24 protein-coding genes are annotated in these 26198 nt (G+C 70.0%); 13 read left to right on the forward strand and 11 right to left on the reverse strand.

What is annotated here, in order from left to right; translation table 11 throughout:
* The 5 genes from M0R80_14105 to M0R80_14125 all read left to right on the forward strand — a co-directional run.
* Window positions 1-1102 (forward strand): HAMP domain-containing histidine kinase (locus tag M0R80_14105; protein ID MCK9460768.1); only part of this gene is annotated, 1102 nt, incomplete at its 5' end.
* Window positions 1099-1809 (forward strand): response regulator transcription factor, encoded by a 711-nt coding sequence (locus M0R80_14110; GenBank protein MCK9460769.1) that lies wholly within the window; start codon window positions 1099-1101, stop codon window positions 1807-1809. The genes M0R80_14105 and M0R80_14110, both read left to right, overlap by 4 nt.
* Before the next feature lie 66 nt (window positions 1810-1875).
* A complete protein-coding gene (locus M0R80_14115) occupies window positions 1876-2811 on the forward strand; it encodes a decaprenyl-phosphate phosphoribosyltransferase (GenBank protein ID MCK9460770.1) in 936 nt (311 codons plus the stop codon).
* A gap of 25 nt (window positions 2812-2836) precedes the next feature.
* Window positions 2837-3193, forward strand: coding sequence for an EamA family transporter (locus M0R80_14120; protein MCK9460771.1), 357 nt, complete (start codon window positions 2837-2839; stop codon window positions 3191-3193).
* Window positions 3178-4143, forward strand: a complete 966-nt coding sequence (locus tag M0R80_14125; GenBank protein ID MCK9460772.1) for a HEAT repeat domain-containing protein — start codon at window positions 3178-3180, stop codon at window positions 4141-4143. Before M0R80_14120 ends, M0R80_14125 begins: the two co-directional genes overlap by 16 nt.
* On the opposite strand, the gene M0R80_14130 is transcribed toward M0R80_14125, so the two are convergent.
* The 3 genes from M0R80_14130 to pyrB are packed head-to-tail and all read right to left on the reverse strand — an operon-like array spanning window position 4140 to window position 8130.
* On the reverse strand, window positions 4140-5489 hold the full coding sequence (locus M0R80_14130) for a hypothetical protein (protein ID MCK9460773.1): 1350 nt from the start codon (window positions 5487-5489) through the stop codon (window positions 4140-4142). The genes M0R80_14125 and M0R80_14130 overlap by 4 nt on opposite strands.
* Window positions 5486-6634 (reverse strand): DUF362 domain-containing protein, encoded by a 1149-nt coding sequence (locus M0R80_14135; protein ID MCK9460774.1) that lies wholly within the window; start codon window positions 6632-6634, stop codon window positions 5486-5488. Before M0R80_14135 ends, M0R80_14130 begins: the two co-directional genes overlap by 4 nt.
* Window positions 6634-8130 (reverse strand): aspartate carbamoyltransferase, encoded by a 1497-nt coding sequence (pyrB, locus tag M0R80_14140; GenBank protein ID MCK9460775.1) that lies wholly within the window; start codon window positions 8128-8130, stop codon window positions 6634-6636. The genes M0R80_14135 and pyrB overlap by 1 nt, the downstream gene beginning before the upstream one ends.
* A 157-nt stretch (window positions 8131-8287) precedes the next feature.
* Between pyrB and M0R80_14145 the strand changes: the two genes are divergently transcribed.
* The 4 genes from M0R80_14145 (at window position 8288) to M0R80_14160 (ending at window position 11470) form a co-directional block, all read left to right on the forward strand.
* A complete protein-coding gene (locus tag M0R80_14145; protein MCK9460776.1) occupies window positions 8288-9376 on the forward strand; it encodes a hypothetical protein in 1089 nt (362 codons plus the stop codon).
* A gap of 88 nt (window positions 9377-9464) precedes the next feature.
* Window positions 9465-10703 carry an AAA family ATPase gene (locus tag M0R80_14150; GenBank protein MCK9460777.1) on the forward strand — a complete coding sequence of 413 codons (1239 nt, stop codon included), beginning with the start codon at window positions 9465-9467 and terminating at the stop codon, window positions 10701-10703.
* Between the two features lie 102 nt (window positions 10704-10805).
* The gene (locus M0R80_14155) at window positions 10806-11048 is read left to right on the forward strand and encodes a hypothetical protein (GenBank protein MCK9460778.1); all 243 of its coding nucleotides are present in this window, start codon (window positions 10806-10808) and stop codon (window positions 11046-11048) included.
* Window positions 11045-11470, forward strand: a complete 426-nt coding sequence (locus M0R80_14160; protein MCK9460779.1) for a PIN domain-containing protein — start codon at window positions 11045-11047, stop codon at window positions 11468-11470. The genes M0R80_14155 and M0R80_14160 overlap by 4 nt, the downstream gene beginning before the upstream one ends.
* A gap of 19 nt (window positions 11471-11489) precedes the next feature.
* On the opposite strand, the gene M0R80_14165 is transcribed toward M0R80_14160, so the two are convergent.
* From M0R80_14165 to M0R80_14175, 3 genes are all read right to left on the reverse strand, one after another.
* A complete protein-coding gene (locus M0R80_14165) occupies window positions 11490-13397 on the reverse strand; it encodes a hypothetical protein (GenBank protein ID MCK9460780.1) in 1908 nt (635 codons plus the stop codon).
* Between the two features lie 91 nt (window positions 13398-13488).
* Complete coding sequence (locus M0R80_14170) at window positions 13489-14010, reverse strand: hypothetical protein (protein MCK9460781.1); 522 nt, start codon at window positions 14008-14010, stop codon at window positions 13489-13491.
* Window positions 14011-14105: 95 nt separating this feature from the next.
* Window positions 14106-15701 (reverse strand): L,D-transpeptidase, encoded by a 1596-nt coding sequence (locus tag M0R80_14175; protein MCK9460782.1) that lies wholly within the window; start codon window positions 15699-15701, stop codon window positions 14106-14108.
* A gap of 125 nt (window positions 15702-15826) precedes the next feature.
* On the opposite strand from M0R80_14175, the gene buk reads away from it, so the two are divergent.
* The 3 genes from buk to M0R80_14190 all read left to right on the forward strand — a co-directional run bounded on the left by buk (window position 15827) and on the right by M0R80_14190 (window position 19516).
* Complete coding sequence (buk, locus tag M0R80_14180; GenBank protein MCK9460783.1) at window positions 15827-16933, forward strand: butyrate kinase; 1107 nt, start codon at window positions 15827-15829, stop codon at window positions 16931-16933.
* A gap of 49 nt (window positions 16934-16982) precedes the next feature.
* Window positions 16983-17516, forward strand: coding sequence for a TlpA family protein disulfide reductase (locus M0R80_14185; GenBank protein ID MCK9460784.1), 534 nt, complete (start codon window positions 16983-16985; stop codon window positions 17514-17516).
* An 89-nt stretch (window positions 17517-17605) separates the two neighbouring features.
* The gene (locus tag M0R80_14190; protein ID MCK9460785.1) at window positions 17606-19516 is read left to right on the forward strand and encodes a hypothetical protein; all 1911 of its coding nucleotides are present in this window, start codon (window positions 17606-17608) and stop codon (window positions 19514-19516) included.
* A gap of 7 nt (window positions 19517-19523) precedes the next feature.
* Here the strand turns inward: M0R80_14190 and M0R80_14195 are convergent, their stop codons facing one another.
* The 4 genes from M0R80_14195 to M0R80_14210 form a co-directional block, all read right to left on the reverse strand.
* Window positions 19524-21788, reverse strand: coding sequence for a CRTAC1 family protein (locus tag M0R80_14195; GenBank protein MCK9460786.1), 2265 nt, complete (start codon window positions 21786-21788; stop codon window positions 19524-19526).
* A gap of 50 nt (window positions 21789-21838) precedes the next feature.
* The gene (locus M0R80_14200) at window positions 21839-22516 is read right to left on the reverse strand and encodes a sigma-70 family RNA polymerase sigma factor (GenBank protein ID MCK9460787.1); all 678 of its coding nucleotides are present in this window, start codon (window positions 22514-22516) and stop codon (window positions 21839-21841) included.
* Window positions 22517-22585: 69 nt separating this feature from the next.
* Window positions 22586-23647 carry a VWA domain-containing protein gene (locus M0R80_14205; GenBank protein MCK9460788.1) on the reverse strand — a complete coding sequence of 354 codons (1062 nt, stop codon included), beginning with the start codon at window positions 23645-23647 and terminating at the stop codon, window positions 22586-22588.
* A 137-nt stretch (window positions 23648-23784) separates the two neighbouring features.
* Window positions 23785-24375: a hypothetical protein gene (locus M0R80_14210; protein MCK9460789.1), complete on the reverse strand. Its 591-nt coding sequence runs from the start codon at window positions 24373-24375 to the stop codon at window positions 23785-23787.
* 114 nt (window positions 24376-24489) lie between these two features.
* Between M0R80_14210 and selA the strand changes: the two genes are divergently transcribed.
* Window positions 24490-25887 (forward strand): L-seryl-tRNA(Sec) selenium transferase, encoded by a 1398-nt coding sequence (gene selA / locus M0R80_14215; GenBank protein MCK9460790.1) that lies wholly within the window; start codon window positions 24490-24492, stop codon window positions 25885-25887.
* On the opposite strand, the gene M0R80_14220 is transcribed toward selA, so the two are convergent.
* Window positions 25868-26191, reverse strand: coding sequence for a hypothetical protein (locus M0R80_14220; protein MCK9460791.1), 324 nt, complete (start codon window positions 26189-26191; stop codon window positions 25868-25870). The genes selA and M0R80_14220 overlap by 20 nt on opposite strands.
* Window positions 26192-26198: the final 7 nt, after the last annotated feature.

A 26198-nucleotide genomic window follows, 5' to 3' on the forward strand; every position in this document is an offset into this window, starting at 1 on the left:
CCACGGACAGGAGCAGCGCCGCTGCGAGCGCGAGGAGGACGGCCACGGTGCGGGCGGCGCGGTTCATGCGGAAAACCTGCACACCGTTCCCCGTCTTGTCAAGGCGAGGTCATTTGACGACGCCGCGCGCGTCGGGGATACTCGCGCCGTGGCGGGACGCTTTCGCACCAGGATCAAGAAGCTCCAGCAGAACCTGAGCCTCAAAGGCGCGATCGTAGCGCTCGCCGTGGGGGTCATCTTCCCGGTCCTCTCGTCGACGTCGATCGGCATCGTCCTCCTCGCGATCGGCGAGAGCTCGCAGGAGACGGTGTTCGGCGCGCTCGTGCTCTCCTTCGCCGCGGCCGCGTTCGGCAGCGCCATCGTCGTGACCGTCCTCCTCGGCCGCCGCGCGCGCCTCGCGCGCCTCCAGACCGACTTCACGGCGAACATCACCCACGAGCTGCGGACGCCGCTCGCCGCGATCCGGATGTACGCGCAGACCCTGCAGCTGGGGCGCCTCGACGGCGATCCGAAGAAGACGGCGGAGAGCCTCGAGACGATCCTGCGCGAGACTACGTGGCTCGAGACGATGATCGATCGCGTGCTGTCCTGGCGGCGGGCCGCCGAGGATCGCGACGTCCTCGAGATGCGGCGGGCCCCGCTCGTCGAGACGGTCCGCGGGGCGATCGCGCGGTTCGAGCGGATGGTCGCCCCGGGCGAGGTCGCGCTCGACGTCGATCTGACGAGCGCGTCGCCCGTCGACCACGACGAGAACGGCATCGCGTCGGTCACGCTCAACCTGCTCATCAACGCCTACAAGTACACCGGGACGGAGAAGCGGATCCGCGTGTCGGTCCAGGACGTCGGCGAGTTCGTCGAGCTCGCCGTCGGCGACAACGGGATCGGCATCCCGAAGAAGGAGGTCGCCCGGATCTTCGAGCCGTTCTACAGGGCCGACGCGGGCCAGCGCGGCACGTCGTCCGGCGCCGGCCTCGGGCTCGCGATCGTCCGCCACCTGGCGCTCGCGCACAAGGGCGAGGTCTACGTCGAGAGCGAGGAGGGCGTCGGCAGCCGCTTCTCGGTGAGGCTGCCGGTCGCTCCCCGGGAGAAGGAAGAGGAATGAGCGACACGGAGAAGGGGGTCAGGGAGCACGGGGACTTGACCATCCTCATCGTGGAGGACGACCGCGCGCTCCGCGAGGGGCTCGCGATGAACTTCCAGCTCCAGGGCTACCGCGTCGTCACGGCCGCCAACGGCGACGACGGGATGCGCATGGCGTTCGACGCGCGGCCGGACCTGATCGTCCTCGACGTCATGCTGCCGGGCTGGAGCGGCCTCGAGATCCTCGCCGAGATCCGCGCGAAGTCCGGGGACGTCCCCGTGATCATCCTCTCCGCCCGCGGCAAGACCGAGCACAAGCTCGAGGGGTTCGAGCTCGGCGCCGACGACTACGTTTCGAAGCCGTTCGAGCTCCCGGAGCTGCTGGCCCGCGCGGAGGCGCTCCTGCGCCGCTGGCGCCGCACCGACGAGCCGCCGATCCGGTTCGGCGAGGTCGAGATCGATCCGGTCGGCCGCACCGTCAAGGTGCGCGACGCCGCGGTGAGCCTCTCGGCGCGCGAGCTCGACCTGCTCCTCCTTCTCGCCCGCTCGCCGGGACGCCCGTTCTCGCGCGAGGCGATCCTCGACCGGATCTGGGGCTGGGGCTTCGACGGCACGGTGCGCACCGTGGACAACTTCATCATGGCGCTGCGCCAGAAGATCGAGGCGGATCCGTCGCGGCCGCGGCACCTCGTGACCGTCCGCCAGGTCGGCTACAAGCTCGAGCCCTGACCGGGGCGCCCGGCCGGCGCGCAAGAATCTCCCCCGCGCCGCCCCTTCATGGTATCAAGTGTGGTCATGAGAGGCCTCGTCGCGCTCGTCGCTCTCGCTCGCCCGAAGCAGTGGGTGAAGAACATCTTCGTCTTCACGGCGCTCATCTTCGCGCGGCACACGGAGGCCGGGGGCGAGCAGGTCAGCGCGATCACCGACGCGAGCGCGGTCGCCGACTCGCTGGTCGCCTTCGCGTGCTTCTGCCTGGCGTCGAGCGCCGTCTACTTCTTCAACGACTTCCGCGATCTCGAGGAGGATCGCTGCCACCCGGTGAAGCGGAACCGGCCGCTCGCGAAGGGCGACCTCCCGGCGTGGGTGGGGATCGCCGGGTTCGTCGTCTGCGCGGGAGGCGCGCTCGGCGCGGCGCTCGCGGCGCTCGGGGTCGTCGCCGCGGCGGTCGTCGGGACCTACGTCGCCCTCAACCTCTTGTACTCCGCCGGCCTGAAGCACGTGGTCATCATCGACGTGCTCATCATCGCCGCCGGCTTCGTCCTGCGGATCCTCGCCGGCGCCGCCGCGATCCCCGCGATGCCGTCCACGTGGCTCATCCTCTGCGCGATCACGATCTCGCTCTTCCTCGGGTTCACGAAGCGTCGCGCCGAGGTGGTGCTCCTCGGCGACAAGGCGCACGAGCACCGCCGCGTGCTCGCGCACTACTCGACCGCGTTCCTCGACCAGATGATCTCCATCGCGACCGCGGCGACGGTCGTCTGCTACATCCTGTACACGGTCGACGAGAGGACCCTCGATCTGGTGGGCTCGAGGCTCCTCATCCTCACGGTCCCGTTCGTGCTGTACGGGATCTTCAGGTACCTTTACCTCGTTTACCACGCCGAGGCCGGCGGCGATCCGACGCGCACGGTGTTCACCGACGTCCCGATGCTCCTCACGGGCGCCGGGTGGGCGGCCACGTGCATCACCGTGATCCTCTTCGGTCGCGGCATCATGGACGCGCTCGCCTGACGCGGCGCGCACGGAGAGGGTTCGCATGATTCGCGGGTTCGTTCTCTTGGGCGTCGCGGTGCTGTTCAACGGCGCCGCGAACGTGCTCATGAAGAAGGGCATGATCGGCGCGGATGCCGGCGGCGGCGCGGCCGCCATGATCAAGCACTACCTGACCTCGTGGCCGCTGATCGTCGGCCTCGTGCTCTTCGCCGTGAACGTCATCGCCTACACCCAGGCGCTGAGCCGCCTCCCGCTGTCGGTGGCCTACCCGATCATGGTCGCGCTCACCGGGGTCATCGTCATCACCGGATCGCACCTCCTCTTCAAGGAGTCGATCGGCTGGATCCAGTGGGCGGGCTACGTGCTGATCGTCGCCGGCGTCGTGTGCGTGGCGCGGTGATCCGCGCGGCGCACCAGGGCATCGCCCTCGCCGCCTGCGCCCTCTCGGCGCTCGCCGCGGCCTGCTCCGACGATCTGCGCCCGCTCCCGCCGGCGGATTTGGAGGCGCGCGCGGCCGTCCTCACGGAGGTGCAGGCTCGTCTCGCCGAGCTCCAGGGCGCGGACGTCTTGAAGGCCGTCTCCCTCCTGCGCCACGCGGATCACCGCGTGCGGCGCGCCGCCGCGCTCCGCCTCATGGAGATGGGGCCTGCCGCGGCCCCCGCCGTCGAAGATCTCGCGTCGGCGCTCGGGGACGAGGAGCCGCGAGTCCGCACCGCCGCCGCCCGCGCGCTCTCGAAGACCGGCTCTGCCGCGGCCGTCGAGCCGCTCGCCGCCTGCCTGGGCGACGGCGAGAGGCAGGTGCGGCTGTGGTGCTGGAAGGCGCTGCGCGGGCTCGGCGACGGGACGATCCCCGCGCTCGCGGACATGCTCGTGACCGGGAGCGAGATGCGGAAGCTCTCCTACAAGGACGAGGCCGGGCGCAAGCGCCACTGGCAGGACGAGCTGACGGAGCGGCTCGCGGCCGTGGGCGCGCCCGCGGTGGAGCCGCTCGCGGCCAAGATGGGGATCGAGGACCCGCAGCTCCGCGGCGCCCTGCTCCGGACCTTCGGCCTCATGGGCCCGGAGGGCAAGGGCGCCCTCCCCGTGGTGATCTCCCTCCTCGAGAACGCCGCCGACGCCGACACGCGCGTCCGCGCCATGCAGGCGATCGAGAAGATCGGGGATCTCCACCCGGACGTGATGCCGTCTTTGAGGCGCGCCGCCGAGTCGAAGGACAAGAAGATCTCGGCGCAGGCGACCAAGACGCTCCGCGCGCTCGAGAAGGCGGCGAAGGCGAAGCCGAAGACCAAGCCGAAGAAGAAGAGCGCGGCCAAGCCGAAGCCCGAGCCGAAAGAGAAGCCGCCGATCTAGTACCCGAGGAAGCTCCAGTCCGAGTACACGGCCGCGGTGGTGTTGCCGAACCCCATGACCGACTCCGCGCCCGCCGGATCGTAGAACCCGAAGCCGCTCGAGCGCAGGGGCGGCTCGTCCGCGAGCTCGAGCAGGGTCCACGCCTCGAAACCGGGGCGCAGGTCGAGCGCGTACAGCCCGGGCGCCGTGATCGCCGCGTCCGGCGTCCCGCCGAAGACGAACATCCGCTGGGCACCGCTGTCGTGGACGGTGCACCCGTTCCGCCTGCCGTCCGGAGCGCCCTCCTCGTCGCCGCTCGAGAGGAGCGTCCACTCCATGGGATCCGTCCTCGTGTCGAGCGCCCACGTGTCCTGCGCCGGGTTCACCGCCGAGGTGCCCTGCGCGCCGCTGTACACGACGAGCCGCCCGGACGTCTGATCGAACGCGGAGAAGAACCCGTACCTCGGCGTTGGCGGTTCCGTCGTCTCCGCCTCGGCCCAGATCGCCGTGTCGCCGTCGAGGGTCATCACCCACGTGTCGTGGTAGATCGCCGATCCGATGCCGCCGAACAGGACGAACCTGTCCAGCTCCGGGTCATAGGCGAACGCGTGCAGCGCCCGCTCTCCGGGTGGGTTGGTCTGGTCGAGCAGGGCGAAGTCGATGCCCTCGCCCGAGAAGTCGACGCGGTAGAGATCCGCGAGCGTTTCGCCGTCCACGCCGTAACCCCCGAAGAGGTAGCCGGTTGGCTCGCCCGGGATCTGCGCGGCCCGCTTCGATCCGCCGCCGACCGGTGCGTCGCCCGCAGGCGCGACGGAGGTCCATACGCCGGACGCGAGATCGTAACTCCACACGTCCTCGAGAGGCTCCATGTAAGGGCTGTAGCCGCTCCCGGTGATCAGGATCACGCGGCCGGCGTCTTCGTCGACGAGCAGCGAGCCGTGCTCTCGTGCCTCTGGCCCCTCGGCGGCGGTCCAGGTCTGCCGCGAGAGCCAGGATATGGGGAGCACCTCGACCTGGAAGACGTAATCCTCCGCCGCGCCGAGATCGTCGGCCATGGACACGGTCACGTCGATCGACCCCTGCACGTCGTAGCTCGCGTGCAGCTCCATGGTCGCCGCGGCCGCATCGAGGGCGATGGTGAGCCCAGGATCCGCGGACGCGACCGTCGCCTCGAACTGATCCCCTTCCGGATCGGACAGCGTGAACCCCTCGAGCACGAGGGTCGTGCCCTGGCCGAGCGTCGGGGTCTCGGTCCAGCCGGCCGAGAACACGGGCGGGGAATTCGCCTCCCCGCCGCCGTCCCCGTCGCATCCGACCGCGCAGCACAGGAGCGCGATCACCGCGAAGAGCAGCGACGCGTATCTCATCCCTTCTTCTCCTTTTCCGGGAACGGCTTGAGGACGTACTCGAGAGAGCCCAATCCGAGCTCCGCCGCGTGGCGGACGTGTCCCCACGAGCTCTTCAGGTGCACGGCGCCGAACGGATCGTTCCCCCCGTACCCCGCGGCGATCAGCCGATCCGCGCGCGATCCCGGCAGGAGCGGCGCCTTCGCGACGAGGTCGAGCGCCGCCGCGTCGATCGCCACCGGATCGCTCGCGATGAGCACGCCGACGTTCTGCACCATCGGCACGTCGCACATGTCCATGCAGTCGCACTCGGGCTGCATCTCGAGCAGGAAGCTCACGTAGACGACCTTCCCGGGCGCGAACGTCCCGGCCACCGCCCCGGCCTGCGCCGCGAGCGCCCGCTGGAACATGCCCTCGTCCTTGGGCGTGGAGAGCGCCTCCTCGGGGCAGGCCGAGATGCACCGCCCGCAGCGCCAGCACTCCTGCGTCGCGGCGACGACCCCGTCGCGGATCTTCATCGCGCCCATCGGGCAGTGCCGCTCGCAGGTGCCGCACAGCGTGCACGGCGGCGCGCCGGCCCACTCCGGCAGGCCGCCGACGAGGAAGTGCGCCTTGCCGCGGCACTTCTCCCACGATCCGCTCCGCGGGTGCGCGCTCACCCCGCCCATGGCGAGGTTCTTGAGGGCGCCCCCGAAGCCGGCCTGGATGTGCCCCTTCACGTGGCTCATGACGACCATGCTCGTCGCGTCGTGGATCGCCGAGGCGATCGACTGCACGCCGATAGGCGGCCCGCAGTCGACCTCCACCGAGTCGTTCCCGAAGATGCCGTCCGCGAGCAGCACCGGGCAGCGCAGCGACGACTCGTTGTAGCCGTTGCGGTTCGCCACCGCGAGGTACTCGTGGCCGAGCATGCGCACCGTGTCGGTCACGAACGGGTGCGCGCCGCGCCGGGCGACCGCGTCGACCACGGCCGCGACGTAGGCGGGCCGGATCGTCTGCACCGCGCCGCGGCTCCCGAAGTGGATCTTGATCGGCACGACCTCGCCTTCGGCCGCCGCCGCGCCGAACGGGAAGCGGGCGAGCGCGCGCTCGAGCCGGCCGAGGAGCGAGTCCTCGTAGTCGAAACGGCTCGCGCGGGCGGTGAGGAACCAGACCTCGGGAGCCATCAGAACATCTGCGACGACGCCATGACGTTGTCGCAGTAGTGGCAGCGGACGGTCTTCTCGTCGAAGCGCACCATGATCGGCTTGACGTTCTCCTGGTGCTCGGGCCGCGTGATGCACCCCTTGTTCGCGCAGACCATCCCCGCGATCCCCTCGACGCGCGACGGCAGCCGCAGCTCGAGCTTGCGCACCACCTTGCCCGCGACGACCCGGTTCACGGTGCAGCCGGGGGAGACGGCGGCGATCATGCGCAGCTCCTGCTCGTCGAGATCGCGATCCTCGATCATGAGCATCCCCTTGATCGAGCCCGGCCGCCGGAGCGCCTTCACGGTCGCGGCGCGGTAGATGTCCCGCCGCTCGCGCACGCGCAGGATGCGAACCATGAGATCCTCGGTGTACGGCAGCATGTGATCGATCACGACGCCGCGATCGCGGATCGGGAGGATCGACACGTCGGTGCGCGGCGGCTTCTCGGCGATGGCGCGCTCCTCGAAGAACCCCGCGTCGTCGGCGGGCGCCCTCCACTCCTTGCCCGAAAACTCGCCGCCGAACAGGCCGAGCGCGAGGGCGAGCTCGGTGAGCCGCGTCGGGACGCCGTTCCCGGCCTGTACCTTGTAGATCGCCTTCGGGTGCCCGTCGATCGCGGGCGATATCGACGGCGCCGTCTTGTCGATGGGCAGCGGGTGCATCAGCCCGAACGACGGCCGCGTCTTCTCGAGCATCTCGAGGGTGAACTCGGTCATCTCCTTGGCCTTCTCGAACTCGCTCAGATCGGGCATGCGCTCCTTCTGGATCCGCGTCTGGTACAGGATGTCGGTCGCCTCCGTCGCCTCGGTGATGGTGCCGTGCCGCACGACCTCGACGCCGCGCGCCTCGATCACCTGGAGGATCTGCTCGGGCAGCGCGAGCGCCGGGTGCGAGAAGAGGTGGAGCCGGACGCCCGGGAACTTCGTGAGCGCGAGCGCGAGCGAGTGCGCCGTCCGGCCGTACTTCAGGTCCCCCGCCAGGGTGAGATCGAAGCCCTCGAGGCGCCCCAAGTGCTCGCGGATCGTGAACAGGTCGAGCAGCGTCTGCGTCGGGTGCTCGTGCTTGCCGTCGCCCGCGTTGAACACCGGGAACCCGAGGTGATCCGCGGCGAACCGCGCCGAGCCGTCGAGCGGGTGGCGCATGATGAGCGCGTCGCACTCGTACGCCTCGTACATGTCGAGCGTGTGGCGCAGCGACTCGCCCTTCTTCACGCTCGTCCCCTCGGTGCCGGCGAACCCGGTGACCCGCATGCCGAGCCGCAGCGCCGCGATCTCGAAGCTCGTGCGCGTGCGCGTCGAGTTCTCGTAGAACAGGAGCGCCGCGAGGAGGTCGCGCCCCTCGGCCAGGCGGTACTTCGGGATGTCCTTGGCGCGCAGCGCCTTCTTGATCTCGACCGCCTTGTCGAGAATGAAGACGAGCTCGTCCTTCGTGAAGGTGTGGACGTCCGTGAGATCCCTGCCGAGAAATGCCATGCGCCACCTCGCGAGGAAAGAGCGGCCGGCCGCCTCGACCGCCGCCGCCGTCATTTCTACCCGAACCCACGGCCTGAGCGCCAACGGTTTGTGGAGATCTTGTGCCGCGGCTCCGAAATCGTGGCCGCGGATTTCACATCCGCGGTAGGATCGCCAGATGGGAACCAGGCCAGGCTCTTTCGTCTATTTCGTCCCTTCCGTCCCTTCTGTCCCTTCCATCCCTTTCTGCGCTTTTCTACTGCTGCTCGTCCTTTTTCCGAGCATCTCTCACGCAAACATCGTCGTCGCCGAGCCCACGGGCGATGCGGATGCTGTCTTCGTCGCCGAGCTGAAGGCATCTCTTGAAATAGTTGCCGCCGAGGCGCCCGCAGAGATGGACGCCGAGCTGCGGACGAGCGCTTCGAACAATGAAGCCGGGTGGGAGCTCGTCGTGGAGCTCGCGCCCAAAGACGGCCAAGAGCCGATCCGTGAAACGCGCATCGTCTCCAAGGCGAGCGCGCTGTCCCAGGCGAGAGCCATGGAGAGGGCGGTGATTGCGGCGTTCAGGTCAGCTGCTTCTGCAGCGCCAGAAACGACACCGGAGGTCGTCGTCGCAACGCCGGTAACCGCACCGTCGCCTCAGGAGGTGACACCTCCGGCTGAGCCTCCGAAAGCGCCGCCTCCTCCGCCGCTGCCTGAGAAGCACAGCCGGCGCAGCGCGCTGTTGATGACTCTTCTTCCTACCGCCCTGCTCCCGCCCATCGGAGCAGGGATTCTGAACCTTGGATTCCTAGCGTCGAGCTACAAGGGTGCGATGTCGTGCATTATCTCCGGCGCTTCGGTCGCGGGCCTCGGCCTCGTGTTCGGCCCTTCGACCGGCTACTTCTGGGTGGGCCGATGGAGGCACGCCCTGATGATGTCCGGCATCCGACTCCTGACCCTCGCGACGGGGGTGGGCACGATGTTCTGGTACGTCGCCGGCAGCATGCACGATTCGGATGAGGAGAATCCGTGCGAGGACGACATGGGGCAGCGGATCGAGGGGTGCAACCAGGACGAACCGAGCCCGGTGCTCCTCGCGTTCTCCATCATGTCGCTCACCGCCATTGTTTTCCTCTCATACATCGACGCAGGGCTCGTCGGTCGCGCCGCGGATCGCGCGAACGAGCAGTACCGGAAGAGCCTGCAGATAACGGCCGCGCCGGTGGCGTGGTCGAGCGGGAACGGCGACAGGACGTTCGGGCTGGCGCTGCGAGGGTCGTTCTGAATCCTTCGGAAGCGCGCCGCAGCGGCTTCCACGCGCTAGAATCACAATTCCCTTGCCTTGAAAGACGTACTCGAATAATTATTCGAGTATGTCGAACGACCTCTTCCGGCTGAGCTACCACGAGTGCCGCGAAGCGTTGCTGCGGCGCCTCGCAGAGTCTGCGCCCGGGAGAATCCAGCTCATCGCGGGTCCGCGCCAGGTCGGCAAGACGACGCTGCTGCTGGAGATCGCCGCGCAGGCTGACCGGCACGCGATCTACGCCGCGGCCGACGCCCCGGAGGCGGCGCTGCCCGGCTTCTGGGAGCGGCTCACAGCGCGCGTGGAGGAGACCGCTGCCGCCCAGGGGCGGGCCGTCCTGCTGCTCGACGAGGCCCACCTGCTCCATGATTGGGCCTCACGGCTCAAGGCCCTGTGGGATCGTTGGCGGCGCAAGAAGACGCCGATCCACGTTGTCGCTACCGGCTCGTCCGCGCTCCGGCTCGCCGCGGGTTCGCGCGAGAGCCTCGCCGGCCGCTTCGAGCGGTTGACGCTCTCCCACTGGTCCGCGCGCTCATTGGCCGAGAGCTTCGGTATCGCACCCGAGGCCGCGGCCGACCTCGTCGTGCGCATCGGCTCCTACCCGGGCGCCTTCCAGTTTCGGGAGGATCCGCCGCGATGGTCGGCGTACGTACGCGACGCCATCCTCGAGCCGGCCATCGGCCGCGACATCGTGGCGCTCGCGACCGTTCGCCGTCCGGCGCTGCTTCGCCAGGTGTTCGGCGTCGCCGCCTCATCGCCGGCGCGGATCGTGTCGCTGCAGAAGATCCAGGGCGCGCTGCAGGACGCCGGCGCTCTGGAGACCATCGCCCACTACCTCGCGCTGCTCGAGGAGGCGTTCCTCGTGGCGCAGGTGCCGAAACACGCTTCGACGTCGTCGCGACGCAGAGCGGCGCCGCCGAAGCTCGTGCCGCTCAACAACGCGCTCGTCGCCGTCATGGATCCGGAGGGCCTCGCCGCGGGCCCGATCGAGCCGTCGCGCTGGGGCGCGCTCATCGAGAACGCCTGCCTCGCGTACGCCTGGTGCTCGGGCCAGCACGTGTCGTATTGGCGGGAAGAGCCGCTCGAGGTCGACGGAGTGATCGACGGGAGCTGGGGCAGGTGGGCGCTCGAGGTGAAGACCGGGGGCTTCCAACCGCGGGACCTTTCCGGTCTGCTCGAGTTCGTGCGCCGAGAGCGAAGCTACCGGCCGCTCGTCGTCACCACGGCCGCGGGGATCGCGACCGCAGAGCGCGCGTCGGTCCCAGCGATCTCGTGGCAGGAGTTCCTTCTCGAAGGCCCGCCGCAGTGAGCCGCCGAAGCCAATCTCTACGCAACAGAACGTAACTAAAAGATAATTTGTTCTTTGGCAGCCAGCCTTGCACACTTGTGTTACTTGTGCTACAAGTAATTCATGGACACGACGATTAGAAATCTCGACCCGCAGGTCTACCGGTCGCTCAAGGCGCGCGCCGCTCTCACCGGGCGGAACGTCGGCGACCTCGTCAACGAGGCACTACGCGGCTACCTGGGCCGGCCGGCGCCGGCGGAGAAGCGCGGGAGCCTCCGACAACTCGAACCGGTGGTGTTCGCCGAGGGCAACGAGCACCTGAGCGAAGAGATCGACGCGATCGTCTACGGGACGCGCGCGCCGTGATCGTCCTCGACACCAGCTTCCTCGTAGCGTTCTACAACGCCCGCGACACCCACCACGCGGCCGCCGTCGAACCGATGGCGGCGATCATAGACGGCAATTACGGACCTGCCATCCTGCCCGAGTACGTCTTCCTCGAGCTCGCGACCGTCCTCGCCGCGCGCCGCGATCTCGCGACCGCGATCCACGTCGGAGACGTTCTGCTCTCGGCAAAGGAGATCGAGCTCGTCGCGTGCTCCGATCTTTTTTCGGCAGCATTCGAGGTGTTCCGCACCCAGCCGCCGAGCGCGGGCTTGAGCTTCGCCGATGCGGCGATCGTGGCGGTGGCCCGAGCGCGGGGCGCACGACACATCGCCTCCTTCGACATGGGCTTTGCGCGCGTCGACGGAATCGAGCTCGTGCCCTCTCCTGGATTTGCCAAATAGAGCGAGTCGGTACGCCCGCTCACTCCGCCGGGGTGATGCTCACCGCGATCCGGCCGCCGGGGAGGATCTCGTACGGGAGCTCGAGCGGCGTCGCTGGGCCGGTCCATGCGCCGTCGACGAGCGGCTCGACCGTCACGCTCAGCGTGCCGAAGACGGCGGTGCTGATCTGCGCCGCGTTCGAGAGGACCAGGTACGAGACGCCGTCGAGCGGGATCTCGACGTCCGCGTCCGAGGCCGTGCCCTCCCACCCCGCCTCGAACGGCTCGCCCGCTTCGAGCAGCGCGAGGTTCGCCTCGTCGACGAGCCACGCCTGGATCTCCGGCGCCGGCGCCTCGACCGTGTAGGTCGTCCCGAACCGCTGCCCGACAGGCGTGAAGCGCGCGCCGAGATCCGCGAACCTCAGGTGCATCGCCGCCGCGGCCTCGCCCTCGAAGCCGACGGCCTCCCCCCCGAGCGGCCAGGGCAGCTGGACCTCGAGGCTGTACTCCTTCACGTCGGTCTCGCCGACCGCGATCCCGTCGGACGCGTAGGTGATGCTGTTCGCCTCCGCGGGGATCGATCCGATCGGCGTCTCGATCCGGACCGCGTAGCTCCCCATCGCGACGAGCGGGAACGTCGCGACGCCGTCCGCGTCGGTCGGCGCCTCGCCGGCGTACGACCAGTAGCCGGACGAGTCCGGGATCGGCGCCCAGACGGAGACCGACGCGCCCGGGATCAGCGTCCCGAGGCTGTCGTGCACGACGATCTCCATCGTGAAGACGTCGTCCCTGTAGTCCGGCGTCTGGAGCAGCACGAGCCCGTCGCCGCGCGTGATGTAGAAGGAGTGCGATCCCTCGAAGGAGGCGCCCCAGCCGGAGTAGTCGGCGTCGATCGCGTAGTTCACCGGCTCCCACTCGATCCACTTGATCCCGTCGAAGAACGCGTTCCACGTGTGATCCCAGGACGTGGGGGTCGCGTTCGCGTTCGGGATGAGCGCGGTGCGCGCGAGGGCGGTGGTCATGTCGGCCCACTCGCCGCAGTTGCCGCGTCCGAGCCCGTAGATGCGGTTGGGCTGGATCGACCGCTCCCCGTACGCGCCGAAGTCGAGCCAGTTGTCCCCCTCGACCGGCTGGAAGCGCATGAGCTCGACGATCTCCTTGATCGCGCCCTCGGCGTCGCCGCCGGCCCTCCCGTTCCACGCCATCTCGAGCCCCGGCAGCCACTCGTCGAGCGTCGGGCACAGCCCCTCCTCCGGGCAGGTGTCGGCGGCGGCCTCCCAGAGGAACTCCCGCCAGAACCAGCCCTCGTCGGGCGTCGCGGCGCACTCGAGCATCCCCGAGCTGCAGACCGACCACGCGTCGATGAACCACGGGTTCTCGTCCTCCATCTTCGGGTGCACGACGAACCAATAATAGATGTCCCGGTCGACGGTCCGCTGGACGAGATCGCCGCCCTTCTGGAAATACGTGTAGGTCGCCGTGGTCCAGAAGTCGTCGTCCGTGCCCGGGACGCCCGTGTCGACGAGCTCCACGTAGTCGGGCGCGGCGTCGTGCGCGTAGATCAGCTCCGCGTTCAGCGCCAGCAGCTCGGGGTAGAAGCTCGTGACCTCGAGCACCTCGGGGCTCGTGTGGGCGATCGAGAACGCGATCTCGTCGACGGTACGCGGGTCCGCGGCGTCCGTGACGAGCGCGGCGAGCTCGTCGGCCCGCTCCGGGGTCTGCTTGCGCAGGGCGATCGCGAGATCGCGCCGCAGCCACGCGGGCGCGGCGGCGACCGCTGCGACCCCGAGCTCGGTGAGCGGCGCCGTGTCGTCGTACGGCGCGAGCGCGGGCGGATCGAGGAGATCGTCCGTCCCGGAGTCCGGGGTCCCGCCCGAGCCGCCCCCGTCCGAGCACGCGCCGAGCGCGAGCGCGCCCGCGAACCCCAGCCAGATGATGATCCTCGCCATGGCTCCTTCTCCTTCCGCTCGCCAGCGGGAAACCCCGCGTTCTCTTCTTGGCAACGGGATTGTACCACTCGAACGAAAGGAGGGGATCACCCTAGAACTCGACGTTCAAGGCGGCGCCGGAGGCGCCGAGGTACAGCCGCACGTCGACCGCGGCGCCCGCCCCGAGCGAGCCGTTGTACTTCTCGATGGCGCTCCGGTACCGGCGGCCCGACTTGACGAGCAGCACCAGCGCGGTGACGTCGAGCGCGATCGACACGGTCAGCAGCGCGATCGAGACGCCGTACACGGCCATCGTCCCGGTGACGCTGCCGACCGTGCCGCTGGTCGCGACGATCGCCGTGGCCACGCCGCCTACCAGCAGCGGTATGCCGATGCCCAGGCACACCCGCCCGCCCGTCCGCAGCCTCAGGGCGCTCTTCATGTCGTCCTGCGCGGGCGTCAGCTCGACGCTCAGCACGTCCTCGATGCTGTCGTCGTCGATCTCCTCCCCGTTCTGGGTGTAGCTCCCGCCGCGTCCCTCGAGCGGCAGCCCGTTCGTGAACGGCTTCCCTCCGAACGCGAAGGCCGAGGACGGGATCGAGAGGAGAACCAGGATCAGAGCCGCTTTGTACATCGCACACTCCCTGTTCGAATCACCTATCCATTTTCCCCTGACTATCACGAATCCGGCGGGGCCGGAATCAAAACGGGCGCCGTTCGACTGGCCGACTACTTCGGAGTCTTGCCCTCGATGATGACGAGCGTGGTGGGCCCGCCCTCGACCGCGCCGACGCCGTGCCACCCCTTTGGCAGCGGCGGGTCGGTCCAGTCGAAGAGGTAGCGCGCGTCCGCGGGCGAGAGGTTGATGCACCCGTGGCTCTTCGGCTGGCCGAACCTCGAGTGCCAGAACGCGCCGTGCAGCGCGACGTTCTGGAAGATGTACTGCACCCACGGGACGTCGGAGACGGAGTAAACCTCCGCGTCGTCGCCCACGCTGCCGGTCATGTCGTCGGTGACGTGCTTGAAGGAGATGCGAAAGCGCCCGTGGGGCGTCTCCGTCACGATCTCCGTCTCCCCCTCCTTGGTGTTCGGCAGCCCGGAGGAGACGACCGTGACGTAGATCGGCGTCAACCCGTCGTACGCCTCGAGCGTCTGGTGCGTCAGGTCGATGCGGATCCACTTCTCGTCCGCCTTCACCCCCTCGGGCAGCTCGGTGCGCAGCGCGAAGTGCGCGACGTGATCCGCCTTGAGCCAGCGGTTCTCCTCTATCCTGTAGTACGTCCCGCCGGGGCCCGCCAGCTCCTCGCGGACCCGGTAGGTCGAGAGCCGATCCACGGGCCCGACGCCGCGGAACTTCCCGTTCTGCAGCTCGTACACCGCCGCGTACCGCGACGTGACGATCGCGGCCGGCAGCGGCTGATCGCCGCCCACCGCGTACCCCTGGAACTCGGGCGGCCGCACGAGGTGCACCGCGCCCCCGGGCACGAAGTCGCCCTTCACGGTCCTGTAGTAGGTCTCGCCCGTCTCGTCGTGGCGCAGCCGCTCGGTCACCGAGGTCCAGAACCCGCGCGACATGAGCTCGCGGACGTTACGGTACTTGCGGCGCGTGTACACCGCGTAGTCGGAGCAGGGGATCTCGGGCTCCCCGGTCTCCGCCGCGGGCTCGGCGGGCGCGGCCGCGATCGAAGCCGCCAACCTCGCCGCCTCGGCCTCGGTCGGACACGGCGGCCGGATCTCCCCGGCTCCGGGACCGACCCCGCCGTCGGCAGCCTGCGCGGCGTCGAACGTCGGCGGCTGCCACATCTCCTCGCGCAGCGGGAGCCGCTTGTACGCGGGCGTCCAGTCGCGCCGGATGAACCCGTGCTTGTACGGATCGAGCTCGTGGACGCGCGGCGGGTGCGGGGGGTTCGGGACCGCCCGCGGCTTCTCGCCGACGAGCATGCCGCGCCCCTGGCAGACGAAGCCGCCCTCGGCGAGCTGGAACCATCCCTCCGGGCAGGTCTCGCTCGAGTACCGCGGATCGCCGACCCGGGCGTGCGCGCCGCGGCGGAAGTAGCCGAGCCGCGGGCTGCCCATGTCGGGTCTTTCCCAGATGTTGACCTTGTCGAAGCCGGCGCGGGCGTACAGCCCGAACGACTCGACCTTGTGCGGCTTGCCGCCTATCGCCGCGCCCTTGACGCCGGCGTCGGTCTCCGCGAGCCCCGCGTCGGCGCCGCCGTCGGCCTTCGCGCCGGAGGCCTTCGCCTCGCCGCACGGCGGGCACTCCTTGCAGCCCGCGAGGATCAGGAACAGCGCCACTCCCCCGAGAATGAACGGATTTCGCATGGGCGCGTGATAGCAAACGCCGGCCGCGGGTTCAAGCGGTCACATCCGCTGTTTTACGTCGAACTCCCCTGTACCCACCCGCTGTTTTCGACTAATCGGAAGGGTGCAGTCCGCGAGGTGACGCCATGAGCCAGACCGACCGCAAAGAGAAGATCCTCGTCGTCAACCCGGGCGGGACGTCCACGAAGATCGCCGTGTACCGCGGAGAGGAGATCGCGTTCAGCGAGAACGTCCGCCACGACCCGGCCGAGTTCGCGAAGTTCGAGCGGGTGTACGACGAGCTCGACGCGCGGATCGCCGGGATCCGGGCGATCCTCGATCGCGCCGGGATCGCCGTCGCCGACTGCGCCGCGATCGTTGGCCGCGGGGCGGCGCTCGCGCCGGTGCCGAGCGGCGTCTTCGCGGTGGACGCGGCGATGCTCGACGCGATCCGGGACGGCCGCGTGCTCGTGCACCACCCGTCCGAGCTCGGCGCGCCGATCGCGCACGCCTTCGCCGCCGAGGCCTCCTGCCCCGCGTACGTCGTCGATCCGGTGTGCGTCGACGAGCTGCTGCCCGAGGCGAAGCTGACCGGCCTGCCGGGTGTGCCGCGGCGGCCGCTCGCGCACACCCTGAGCGTGAAGGCGGCGTCCCGCCACGCGGCGGCGCAGCTCGGCCGCGCGGTCGCGGAGCTGGACCTGGTCGGGTTCCACCTCGGCTCCGGGATTACGGTCGCGGCGCAACGGCGCGGACGCCAGATCGACCATAACGACCCGACCGGCTCCGGCCCGATGGCGCCCACGCGCGCCGGCGCCGTCCCGACGCTGGATCTCGCGCGGCTGATCCTGGACGGGCCCAAGGCGTACGACGCGGTCGAGCACCTGCTGGTCGCGAACGGCGGCTGGAAGGCGCACCTCGGCACCGACGACGTCCGGGAGATCTACAAGCGGATCGACGCGGGCGACGCGCGCGCGCGGCTCGTGCTCGACGCGACGCTGCACCAGCTCGTCAAGGAGCTGGGCGGCCTGCTCGCGATCCTGCGCGGCCGCGTCGACGCGATCGTGATCACCGGCGGCGTCGCGCGCTCGGAGCGCTTCGTGAAGGAGCTCGAGGGAAGGCTCGACTGGATCGGCGCGCCGTTCGTCGTCATCCCGGGCGAGGACGAGATGCTCGCGCTCGCGAGCGGCGCCCTGCGCGTCCTGCGCGGCGAGGCCGAGGCGATGTCGGTGGCGCCGTACCTGGACGCGATCTAGAAAGTCCCGGCCATTGAGGCGCCGCCGCCGGTTTGATATACACCGCGTCATGTCGAGACGAAGCCGCGGCGCTCCCCTTCGGTCGCTCCTCTGCGCGGTCGCGTTGCTCTCGTCGTGCGGGCCGTCGCTGCCTCCGTCGGAGCACGCGATGCTGGGCCAGACGCCGGCTCCGGCGCGCGGCTGGCGCGTCGAGGCCGATCGCGTCGGCGAGTGGATCCCGGTCCCCGCGCCCGGCAAGGTCACGGTCGTCGACTTCTGGAGCACCTTCTGCGAGCCGTGCACGAAGGCGATGCCGGAGCTCGAGCGGCTCTGGCGCGCGGCCGATCCCGCCGAGGTGCAGTTCGTCGGCGTCGCCGTGGACGACGAGCCGGGCGCCGTGCGGCAGATGCTCCCCTCGCTCGGCGTCACTTTCCCGATGGTCATCGACAGCGCGGAGATCCTCTCCGGGCTCTACAAGGTCGGCGGGTCGGTCCCGGCGACGTTCGTGCTCGACCGCCAGGGCCGGCTGCGGTTCTTCTCGGGCGGCGGAGACGGCAGCGTCGATCGCGTCGGCGAAGCGGTCCGGTCGCTCGCGGCGGAGTGAAGCGCCGCGGGGATCGAGGTCCTTGGGGGTTTCTCCATCGCCGCGGCTTCGATATCTATGAGATGATGAGGGAGGCAAGGAGGGGGACCATGCGGATCGGAATTCAGGGCATCTGGGTCGCGGCGGCGCTGGGCGCGTTGCTCCTGTCCGCGTGCGGAGACGGCTCGAGCCCGGTGGGCACGGCCGACGTCGACTCTGACGGGGACACCGACACCGACGGGGACACGGACACCGACACCGACGGGGACACGGACACGGACACGGACGCGGACGGGGACGGCGGCCCGGACGACGGCGGCCCGGACAACTCCATGGGGCCGGGCACCGAGCACGAGTACGACCCCGACGAGGAGAACTCGGACGGCGTCGACACGAACGAGGACGGCTGGCTCGTCCTCTCGACGGAGCAGGCCGCGCTCAAGTACCTGTGGGTCTCGAACTCCGCGGACGGCACGGTGTCGAAGATCGACACCCAGCTCGTCGAGGAGGTGGGCCGCTACGCCGTCGGGCTCTCCGCCGATCGCGCGGACCCCTCCCGGACGAGCGTGGATCTCATCGGCGACGTCTTTGTGGGGAACCGCACGAACAACTACGGGACGTTCGGCGCGGCGAGCGCGACGAAGATCGCGGCCGAGCCGGAGCGCTGCGTCGATCGCAACGGAAACGACGTCATCGACACGTCGACTGGCGCGGCGGACGTGTACGCGCGCTCCACGGGCGGCGACGTCCCGGCGGGCCAGTCGACGGACGAGTGCGTCCTGTGGACCCGCGGGTTCGGCGAGCCGGATCCGAGCCCGCTCGCGGGCGAGTTCGGCTGCACGGGCCTGCGCGCCGTGGCGGCGACCGCGGAGACCGGCGACGACTACGAGTACAACGGCCACGTCTGGGTCGGCTGCTACGGCTACCACCCGTCCACGGGCTTAGGCGAGCGCGCGATGTACAAGCTCAACGGCGCGACGGGCGATCTCATGGCGGGCTACCAGCTCCCCGGGTGCCACCCGTACGGGTACGTGCTCGACGCGGACGGCCACATGTGGACCTCCTGCCGCGACGCGTGGGGCTGGGCGCTGGACTCCGGGCTCGCGTGGGTGGACCTCGCGACCGGCGAGGAGCACATGATGGACGACGCGGCGGGGATGAACCCCTACGGCATCACCCTCGACGGCGACGGCCGGATCTGGCTCACGTCCATGGGCACGAACAGCGGCTGGGTCTACCGTTACACGCCGGGCGCGGAGCCGGATCTGACGGGCGGGACCTGGGAGTCGCTCGACCTCATGCCGGATCCCGACGCCGACAACCTGCGCGGGCTCGCGGCCGACTCCGATGGGTTCGTCTGGGTGATCGACACGTCGAACGACGCCTGGATCTACCTCCTCGACCCGGTGCTGTTCCCGGATCCTTCCGCCGTGCTCGGCAGCTGGTACCTCGGCGACGACGACGACGGCGGGACGGCGCACGCCACGGACGGCGTCGGCGTGGCCGTGGACTTCGACGGCCACGTGTGGGGCGTCTCCCAGTGCTCGTCCCAGGCGAACGGGTACGCCACGCGGCTCGAGGTGGATCGCAGCGGCGACGTCCCGGCGGTCGTGGGCAAGGAGGTCGTTCCCGTGGGCACGGCGCCTTACTCCTACTCGGACATGATCGGCTACAACCTCCGCACCTTCACGACCAAGGAGGGCTGGTACCGGCAGGTCTTCGAGGTGTGCCCCGGCCAGTCCACCCTGTGGGAGGAGATCCTCTGGGAGGCGGTCACGCCGGCGGGCACGTCGTTCGTGATCCGGGCGCGCGCGGCGGACGACCTCGTCGCGCTCGCCGAGGCCTCCTTCTACCTCCTCGCCGAGGTGCCGGACGACGTCTCCCCGAAGGGGATCACCTCCGCGCTGCCCGAGGGCCACTTCCTCGAGATCGAGGTGCGCCTCTACACCGAGACCGACGGCGTCACGCCCGAAGTCGGCGCGATCGGCTTCAACTTCGAGTGCACCACGCCGATAGACTGATCCGAGATTAGATCGGGTGGGCGAAGCCGTAGGTCACCGTGCCGTTCGCCTGGATCCAGACGCGCTGGTTCGCGGCGACCGGGCCCGCGACCGTGACCACCGCGCCGCCCGGGTAGAGCACCTCGATCGAGTCGGCGTGGTCCGCCGCGCCGAGGCCGAAGACGAGGAACGCCGTGTCCTGGCAGCCCGTGCCCGAACCGCCGCTCGTGTGCCCGAGGTGCGGCACGCCGCCGACCGTCACGGTGACCACGGCGCCGATTCCGGCCGCGTTCACGAGCCCCAGGGCGCTCGCCCCGCCGAGCGTCCGGACCTGGAGCCAGTTGTTCCCCGCGGCCGCGGTCTCGTTGTCGAACAGGGTGTACGCGACGAGATCGACGTCGCCGTCCCGATCGTAGTCGGACGCCGCGCTCCCCCAGCCGTTGTAGACGACCGCGCCGGACTCGTAGTTGACCTGATCGAACGTCGCGTCGCCGTCGTTGAAGTACATCTCCGAGAACCGGCCTTCGTAGACGCACGTGATGAAGATGTCCCAGTCGCCGTCGTTGTCGAAGTCCTGCACGGTCGGGTTCGAGTGCGTCTCGCGGTAGATGATCCCCGCCTCGGCGGCCGTGTCCGTGAAGACGCCCGTGCCGTCGTTGATCATGAGCTGCGTCCTGTCGCTGAACTCGTAGAAGCGCGGGTGGGCGAGGTTGCTCAGGAGCATGTCGAAGTCCGCGTCGTTGTCCGCGTCGATCCACGCGGCGCCGATCGTGTGGCCGTAGGCGTTCCAGCCGCCGTCGCCCGCGAGGTGGGATCCGGGCCCCGCGTACTCGACCGTGCCGTCGCCGAGGTTCCGGTAGAGGAAGTTCGGATCGAGCCGGTAGTTGCTCACGAAGATGTCGACGTCGCCGTCCTGGTCGTAGTCCGCGGGGCTCACGCCGCGCCCGGCGTGGTGGTTCGGCGAGAAGCCGTGATCCTCGCCCCACTCGACGAACGTCCCGTCGCCCTGGTTGCGGAAGAACCTGTCGAGGTAGTTCGTGTACGTCGCGCCGCACTCGTACTCGGCGAGGTACAGGTCGAGGAAGCCGTCCGCGTCGAGGTCCACCCAGCCGGCGCCCTCGGTGGGCGCGTACTCGGGGTTCACGTCGGTGACGCAGTCCGGATCGCCCGCGACCGAGAGGTCGCCAATCAGGCTCTCCGCGGTCACTTCGGTGAACGTGCCGTCGCCGTCGTTGTGCAGGAGGATGTCCGAGGTCGTCATGCCGGTGCCGAGGCCGAAGTAGTCGAGCCACCCGTCGTTGTCGTAGTCTCCCCACACGCCGCCGCCCGAGCCGGCGCTCACCGCGGAGAGGCCGGCCGCGGCGGTCACGTCCGCGAAGGTGCCGTCGCCTTCGTTGCGGTAGAGCACCGGGCCGTTCGTCATCAGGTCGTCCCAGCCGTCGTTGTCGTAGTCGCCCCAGGCGACGCGGCTCGACGCGGTGAGCCCGGCGTTCGGCTGGAACCACTTGTCCTCGGCCGGGATGTCGTCGTGCAGCGCGACGAGGAGCCGCACGCCGTAGTCGTAGGGGAACTGGAGCGTGAGGCCGTTGTAGTACGCCTCGTCCTCGGCCTCCGGCATGTTGAGCGCGGAGTGGCAGCCGTCGTAGGGCGTGCAGTCGTTCTCGGTCGGAACGTAATCGAAGAGCGGGTCGCCCGGATCGTCGTACCAGTGCGCGATGTAGAAGAGGCCCGGCTGATCGAGCTCGATGGGCTCGTCGAAGACGTAGTCCACCCACGCGCCCTCGTCCGCCGGGGCGAGGCACCGATCGCCCTCCCAGAGCGACTCCCACTGCCAGAAGTCGAAGCCGTTCGAGCCGAAGTCGGCGTAGGCCCCGAGCCGAACCGGCCGCACCCCGTCGCCGACGAGGTTGCCCCACTGCGCGCGGGCGCCGTAGATCGTCGCCGGCGCGAGGATGTCGAACCGGACCGCCTCCCACATCGGCTCCTCGCCGATGACGTACGAGCCGTAGTCCCCGGTGATCGGGCTCCACGTGCTGTCCGCGATGCACGCGCTCGAGCCGCCCTCCTCGTACGCGATCTCGACCGCGTCGCCCGGGAACGCCCCGGCCGCGGTCTCGACGCACTCGTCGCCGCCGTCCGGGCCGCCGTCCGCGTCCGCGTCGGTGTCCGTGTCGACGTCCGTGTCCGTGTCGGTGCCGCCGTCCGTCGGTCCCGACGAGCCTCCGTCGTCGCACGCGGCGAAGAGAACGGCGAACGCAGCGAGCACGCATCCGCACAGAAGATGGCGCAGCATCTTGGCTCCTCCTTGGTGGCAGGGATCCGTCCCGACGAATGTACCGCGTTTCACCGCCTCGGAGAAGGACGCGGTCCGCCGAAGCTCTTGCGCAGGTCGTCGAGCGCGGCGCGCATCGCCCGCGAGGCCCACGACTTCGTGTAGCCGAGCTCGCTCGCGATCGCGTTCAGCGGCCTGTCCTCGTAGAAGTACCCCCTCAAGAGCTTCTGCTGGGTGCCGGTCAGCGTGGACATGCACGCGTCGAGTGCCGTGCCGTACCGCCTCCTGTCGATCGCCGCCTCGACCTCCGGGGTCATGGAGAAGCGGGCGTCCTCGACGGGCGTCGCGCAGGTCGTGACGTACCCGGTCGCGAGCTCCTTGAGCCGGTCCGCGAGCCTGTGCGCCGTTTCCACCGTGTCCGCGGGGGGCGGGTCGTCGGCCGCGGCCGCGAGCAGCTCGTCCGCCTTCCGGAAGAAGGATATCTGCCGCAGGAGCCGCCGGGGAAACCAGCTCGCGTCGGCGAGGCCGTCGTAGACCGCGCCGCGGATCCGGATCGACGCGTAGTTGGCGAACGCGACGCCGCGCGAGGCGTCGTAGCTCTCGATCGCGGACGCGAGGCCGAGCATGGCGAAGGAGCGGAGCTCGTCCAGGTCCGCCACCTGCCCGAGCCGCCGGCGCGTGGCGAGGGCGATCCGCTCGACCATCTCGAGGTGCTCCTTGGCGAGCCGCTCCCGCTCCGTGCGCTCCATGGGCGCGCATCATAGCCGGGGCCGGTGGGCCCTGCAATCGCAGCCCCCGGATCTCGGGTCTCTGGGTCTCTACTCGGGCCCCTCGTACGCCTCGCAGGGGCACCAGACGTCGACCGTCACCAGGCCGTGCTGGATCTCCTCGCAGGCCTCGCCGAGGATCTCGATCTCGGACGGGGAGTTGAGCTGCCAGTCCTCCTCGTACACCAGTTCTTCCTCGTTGACCGTCACCACGCACTCGCCGACCATGCCGGTCTGGACCTCGCCGTTCAGCTCGAGCACGCAGTCGCGCACGCCGTAGATAATGTCCTCGAACGCCGCAATCAGCTGCTCCTGATCGAGCGCCTGGTAGGGCAGCGCGGCGGGATCGTCCTGGCCCGCCTGGGCCATGTCGTTCAGGTGGTCCATGCCGATGTCCGACCCGACGGAGATGATGTACGTCTTGAACCCCGAGTCGAACGCGCTCTCGGCCGCCGCGACCGACACCGCCTTCGCCTCCTCGGTCTGCGGGTTGGGCACCTCGCAGGTGTCGGGCTCGCCGTCGGTGGCCAGCACGATGATCTTGGTGTCCGGGTGCGGATCGGCGTCGAGCATCGCCGCGGCCGCGTCGATCGACTCGCCCGTGGGCGTGTCGCCGGCGGGCGCGTTGGCGAAGAACACGTCGTGGATGGCGTCGTAGGCGCCGAGCGCGGGATCGGTGCCGGTGAGCAGCGGGCAGTCGCCGCCCGCGAAGCCGCCGTCGCTCGTGTACAGCTGGAGCGAGAAACGCACGACCTCCTCGAGCTGGACGATCACCCCGGTCTCCGCGTCGAGCAGCGAGTCGCGCAAGGTCTCCCAGCGGTCGCTCGAGCCGAAGGCGGTGGTCATGCTCCCGGACTGGTCCACCAGCAGCATCACCGTCGGCGTCTCCATCTCGAACTCCACCTCGACCTCCCCGCAGGCGGATTCGGAGTCGGTATCGGAGTCGCCGTCCCCGTCGGAGTCGGAGTCGCCGTCCGCGTCGGTATCCGTGTCCGTGTCCGTGTCGGTGCCCGTGCCCTCCTCGCCGAACCCCGGAGACTGCCCGCTGCAGCCCGCTGCCGAGGCCAGCGCCGCGAGCGCGGCGATCAGCAGAGCGTTCTTCCTTGCTTCCATGCGCCCCTCCCTTGTTCGTCGTCCGTCGTTGGCGGTTCGTCGTCGCCCCTCGATATGTTAGTGGATCCGTCGCCGGCAGCCCTACGAAAACGAAAAGAAACGCGACGCCGCGACAAGGCGGCGGATCGCTTCGAAAGCTAGAACAGCGCCGCGAGCAGGAGCCCGATCGCCCCGCCGCTCGGGAGGCCCCGCCCGATCCGCGCCGCGGAGCAGCTCCCGTCGCCGCTGCCCGAGCCGTCGTCCGCGTCGGCGTCGGAATCCGAGTCCGAGTCCGAGTCGGCGTCCGGACCCGAGGTCCGCTCGAGCGTGAAGTCGAACGTCCACTCGCAGGTGGTCGCGTCCAATTCGTAGACGGATGTTCCCGAGCCGGCCGCGGCGTCCGCCGAGGTCGCGGTGAACTCGAGCGTCTGTTGGAGGTACCCCCCCTCGTCGTCCACCGTCCCGGCGTTGGCGGCCGAGTACGCGTCCCCATCCACGGTTCCGCCGTACGTGCACACCCACTCCGGAGCGCACACGAACCCGTCCCCGATCGTCAGCACGAACGAATCTCCCGTCTGTTCGATGGTCGCGGTCCCGACCGTGTCCTCTTCGCTCGGGCACGGCCCGACCTCCGCGTTGTTCGTGGTCGAGAGCTCCCACTCTCCTGTCAAATCGTAGGTCGCCGACAGCGCCGGAAGCGCGAACGACGCGACCAGGCACGCGCACGCGAACGTTCCGAGTATCCTCATGTCGTCCTCCTCGCTCGAGGTCCGCTCCGAGTTTACCCCATGAGGGGCTGCGCAAAGGGGACAATTCTTCTCGACGCCTTGACACGCGGCGAGCGGCGCGGTGACACTCGCGGCATGGAAAGACCGGACACGAATCAGCATCTGCGGGCGCTGCCGAAGATCGACGCGCTGCTCGCGACCGCGGTCGCGCAGGAGCACGTGCGGATCCTCGGCCGCGGCGAGGTCTTGGCGATCTGCCGCCGCGCGGTCGAGGAGGCGAAGCGCCGCGCGCTGCAGGACGGGGAGGCGCCCGACTTCGATCGCATCGCGGCCGACGTCGCCGTAGGGTGCCGCCGGGCCCGAGCCGAGCTGCTCGGCCCGGTGATCAACGGGACCGGCGTGCTCCTGCACACGAACCTCGGCCGGGCGCCGCTCGGCGCGGAGCTCTTCGCCGAGGCGGCCCGCCTCGTTGGCGGCTACTGCAACCTGGAGATCAACGTCCTGTCGCGGAGGCGCGGGGCCCGCGGCCCGCACGTCTCGAAGCTCCTCGCGGAGCTGTGCGGCGCCGAGGACGCGATCGTCGTGAACAACAACGCGGCCGCGCTCTTCCTGATCCTCAAGGAGTTCGCGGCGGGCCGCCGGGTCGCCGTGTCGCGGGGCGAGCTCGTGCAGATCGGCGGCGGGTTCCGGATCCCGGAGATCCTCGAGAGCTCGGGCGCCGCGCTCGCCGAGGTCGGCACGACGAACATCACCGCCCTCGAGGACTACGAGCGCGCGATCCGCGACGACCTCGCGATCCTCCTCAAGGTGCACCACGCGAACTTCAGGATGTCGGGCTTCGTCGAGGCGCCGGACGTCCGGGAGCTCGCGGCGCTCAAGCGCTCCGGCCTCCTGCTCGTCAGCGACCTCGGCTCCGGGAACCCGGTCTCCGGCTGGTCCGGCGGCCCCCACGGCGAGCCGACACCGCGGGAGATGCTCGCCGCGGGCGCGGATCTCGTGTGCTTCTCGTGCGACAAGATGCTCGGCGGCGTCCAGGCCGGGGCGATCGCGGGCGGCGCGGTTCTCGTGCGGCGGCTCGCGCAGAACCCGGCGATGCGCATCCTCCGCGTGAGCAAGGTGATCTACGCGATGCTCCAGATCGTCCTCGAGCACCACGTCCTCGGCGAGCACGAGCGCGTCGGCCTCTGGGCCCTCGCCCGCGCGTCGCAGGAGGCCGTCCGGGCCCGCGCCGCAGCGTTCCTCGAGGCGAACGGGCTGCGCGCGCCGCTGTTCGCCGTCGTGGACAGCGCGGCGACGTTCGGCGGCGGCTCCACCCCGGGCGAGGAGATCCCGTCCGCCGCGGTGCGGATCACGTCGAGGCTGTCGGCGGACGCCGTGGCGCGACGGCTCGCGGACGCCGAGCCGCCGATCGTCGGCACCGTGCGCGACGGCGCCTTCCAGATCGACTTCCGCACCGTCCTCGAGGCGGACGAGGCGCCACTCGCCGCGGCGCTGCGGACTCTGGCCGCGTCCGCTAGCGATCCCGCTCGGTGAGCCCGCCTCTTGCCGCGAGGCGGTCGTACGCCTCGATGGCGCGCAGGAGCGCGATGAACCCGTTCTGGTTGTTGTCGATCCGCAGGTGGTTGTCGACGAGCCCCATGCGGATCCCGCCGCGGACGTCCATCGCCGCGGGCACGAAGTAGCTGTTGCGCGCGACGAACTGCTGCTCCACGAGGTGGCGCGCGCCGTCGAGCAGGGCCCGCTCGAAGGGCTCGGGATCCGCCCCGACGAGATCCGCCGCCCGGACCGCGCCGCCGAGCGCCTCGCCGCGGGAGCCGGCCCGCGTCGTGCGCGGCATGTCGAAG

This window comes from Pseudomonadota bacterium, from assembly GCA_023229365.1.
Taxonomy (GTDB): Bacteria; Myxococcota_A; Polyangia; order JAAYKL01; family JAAYKL01; genus JALNZK01.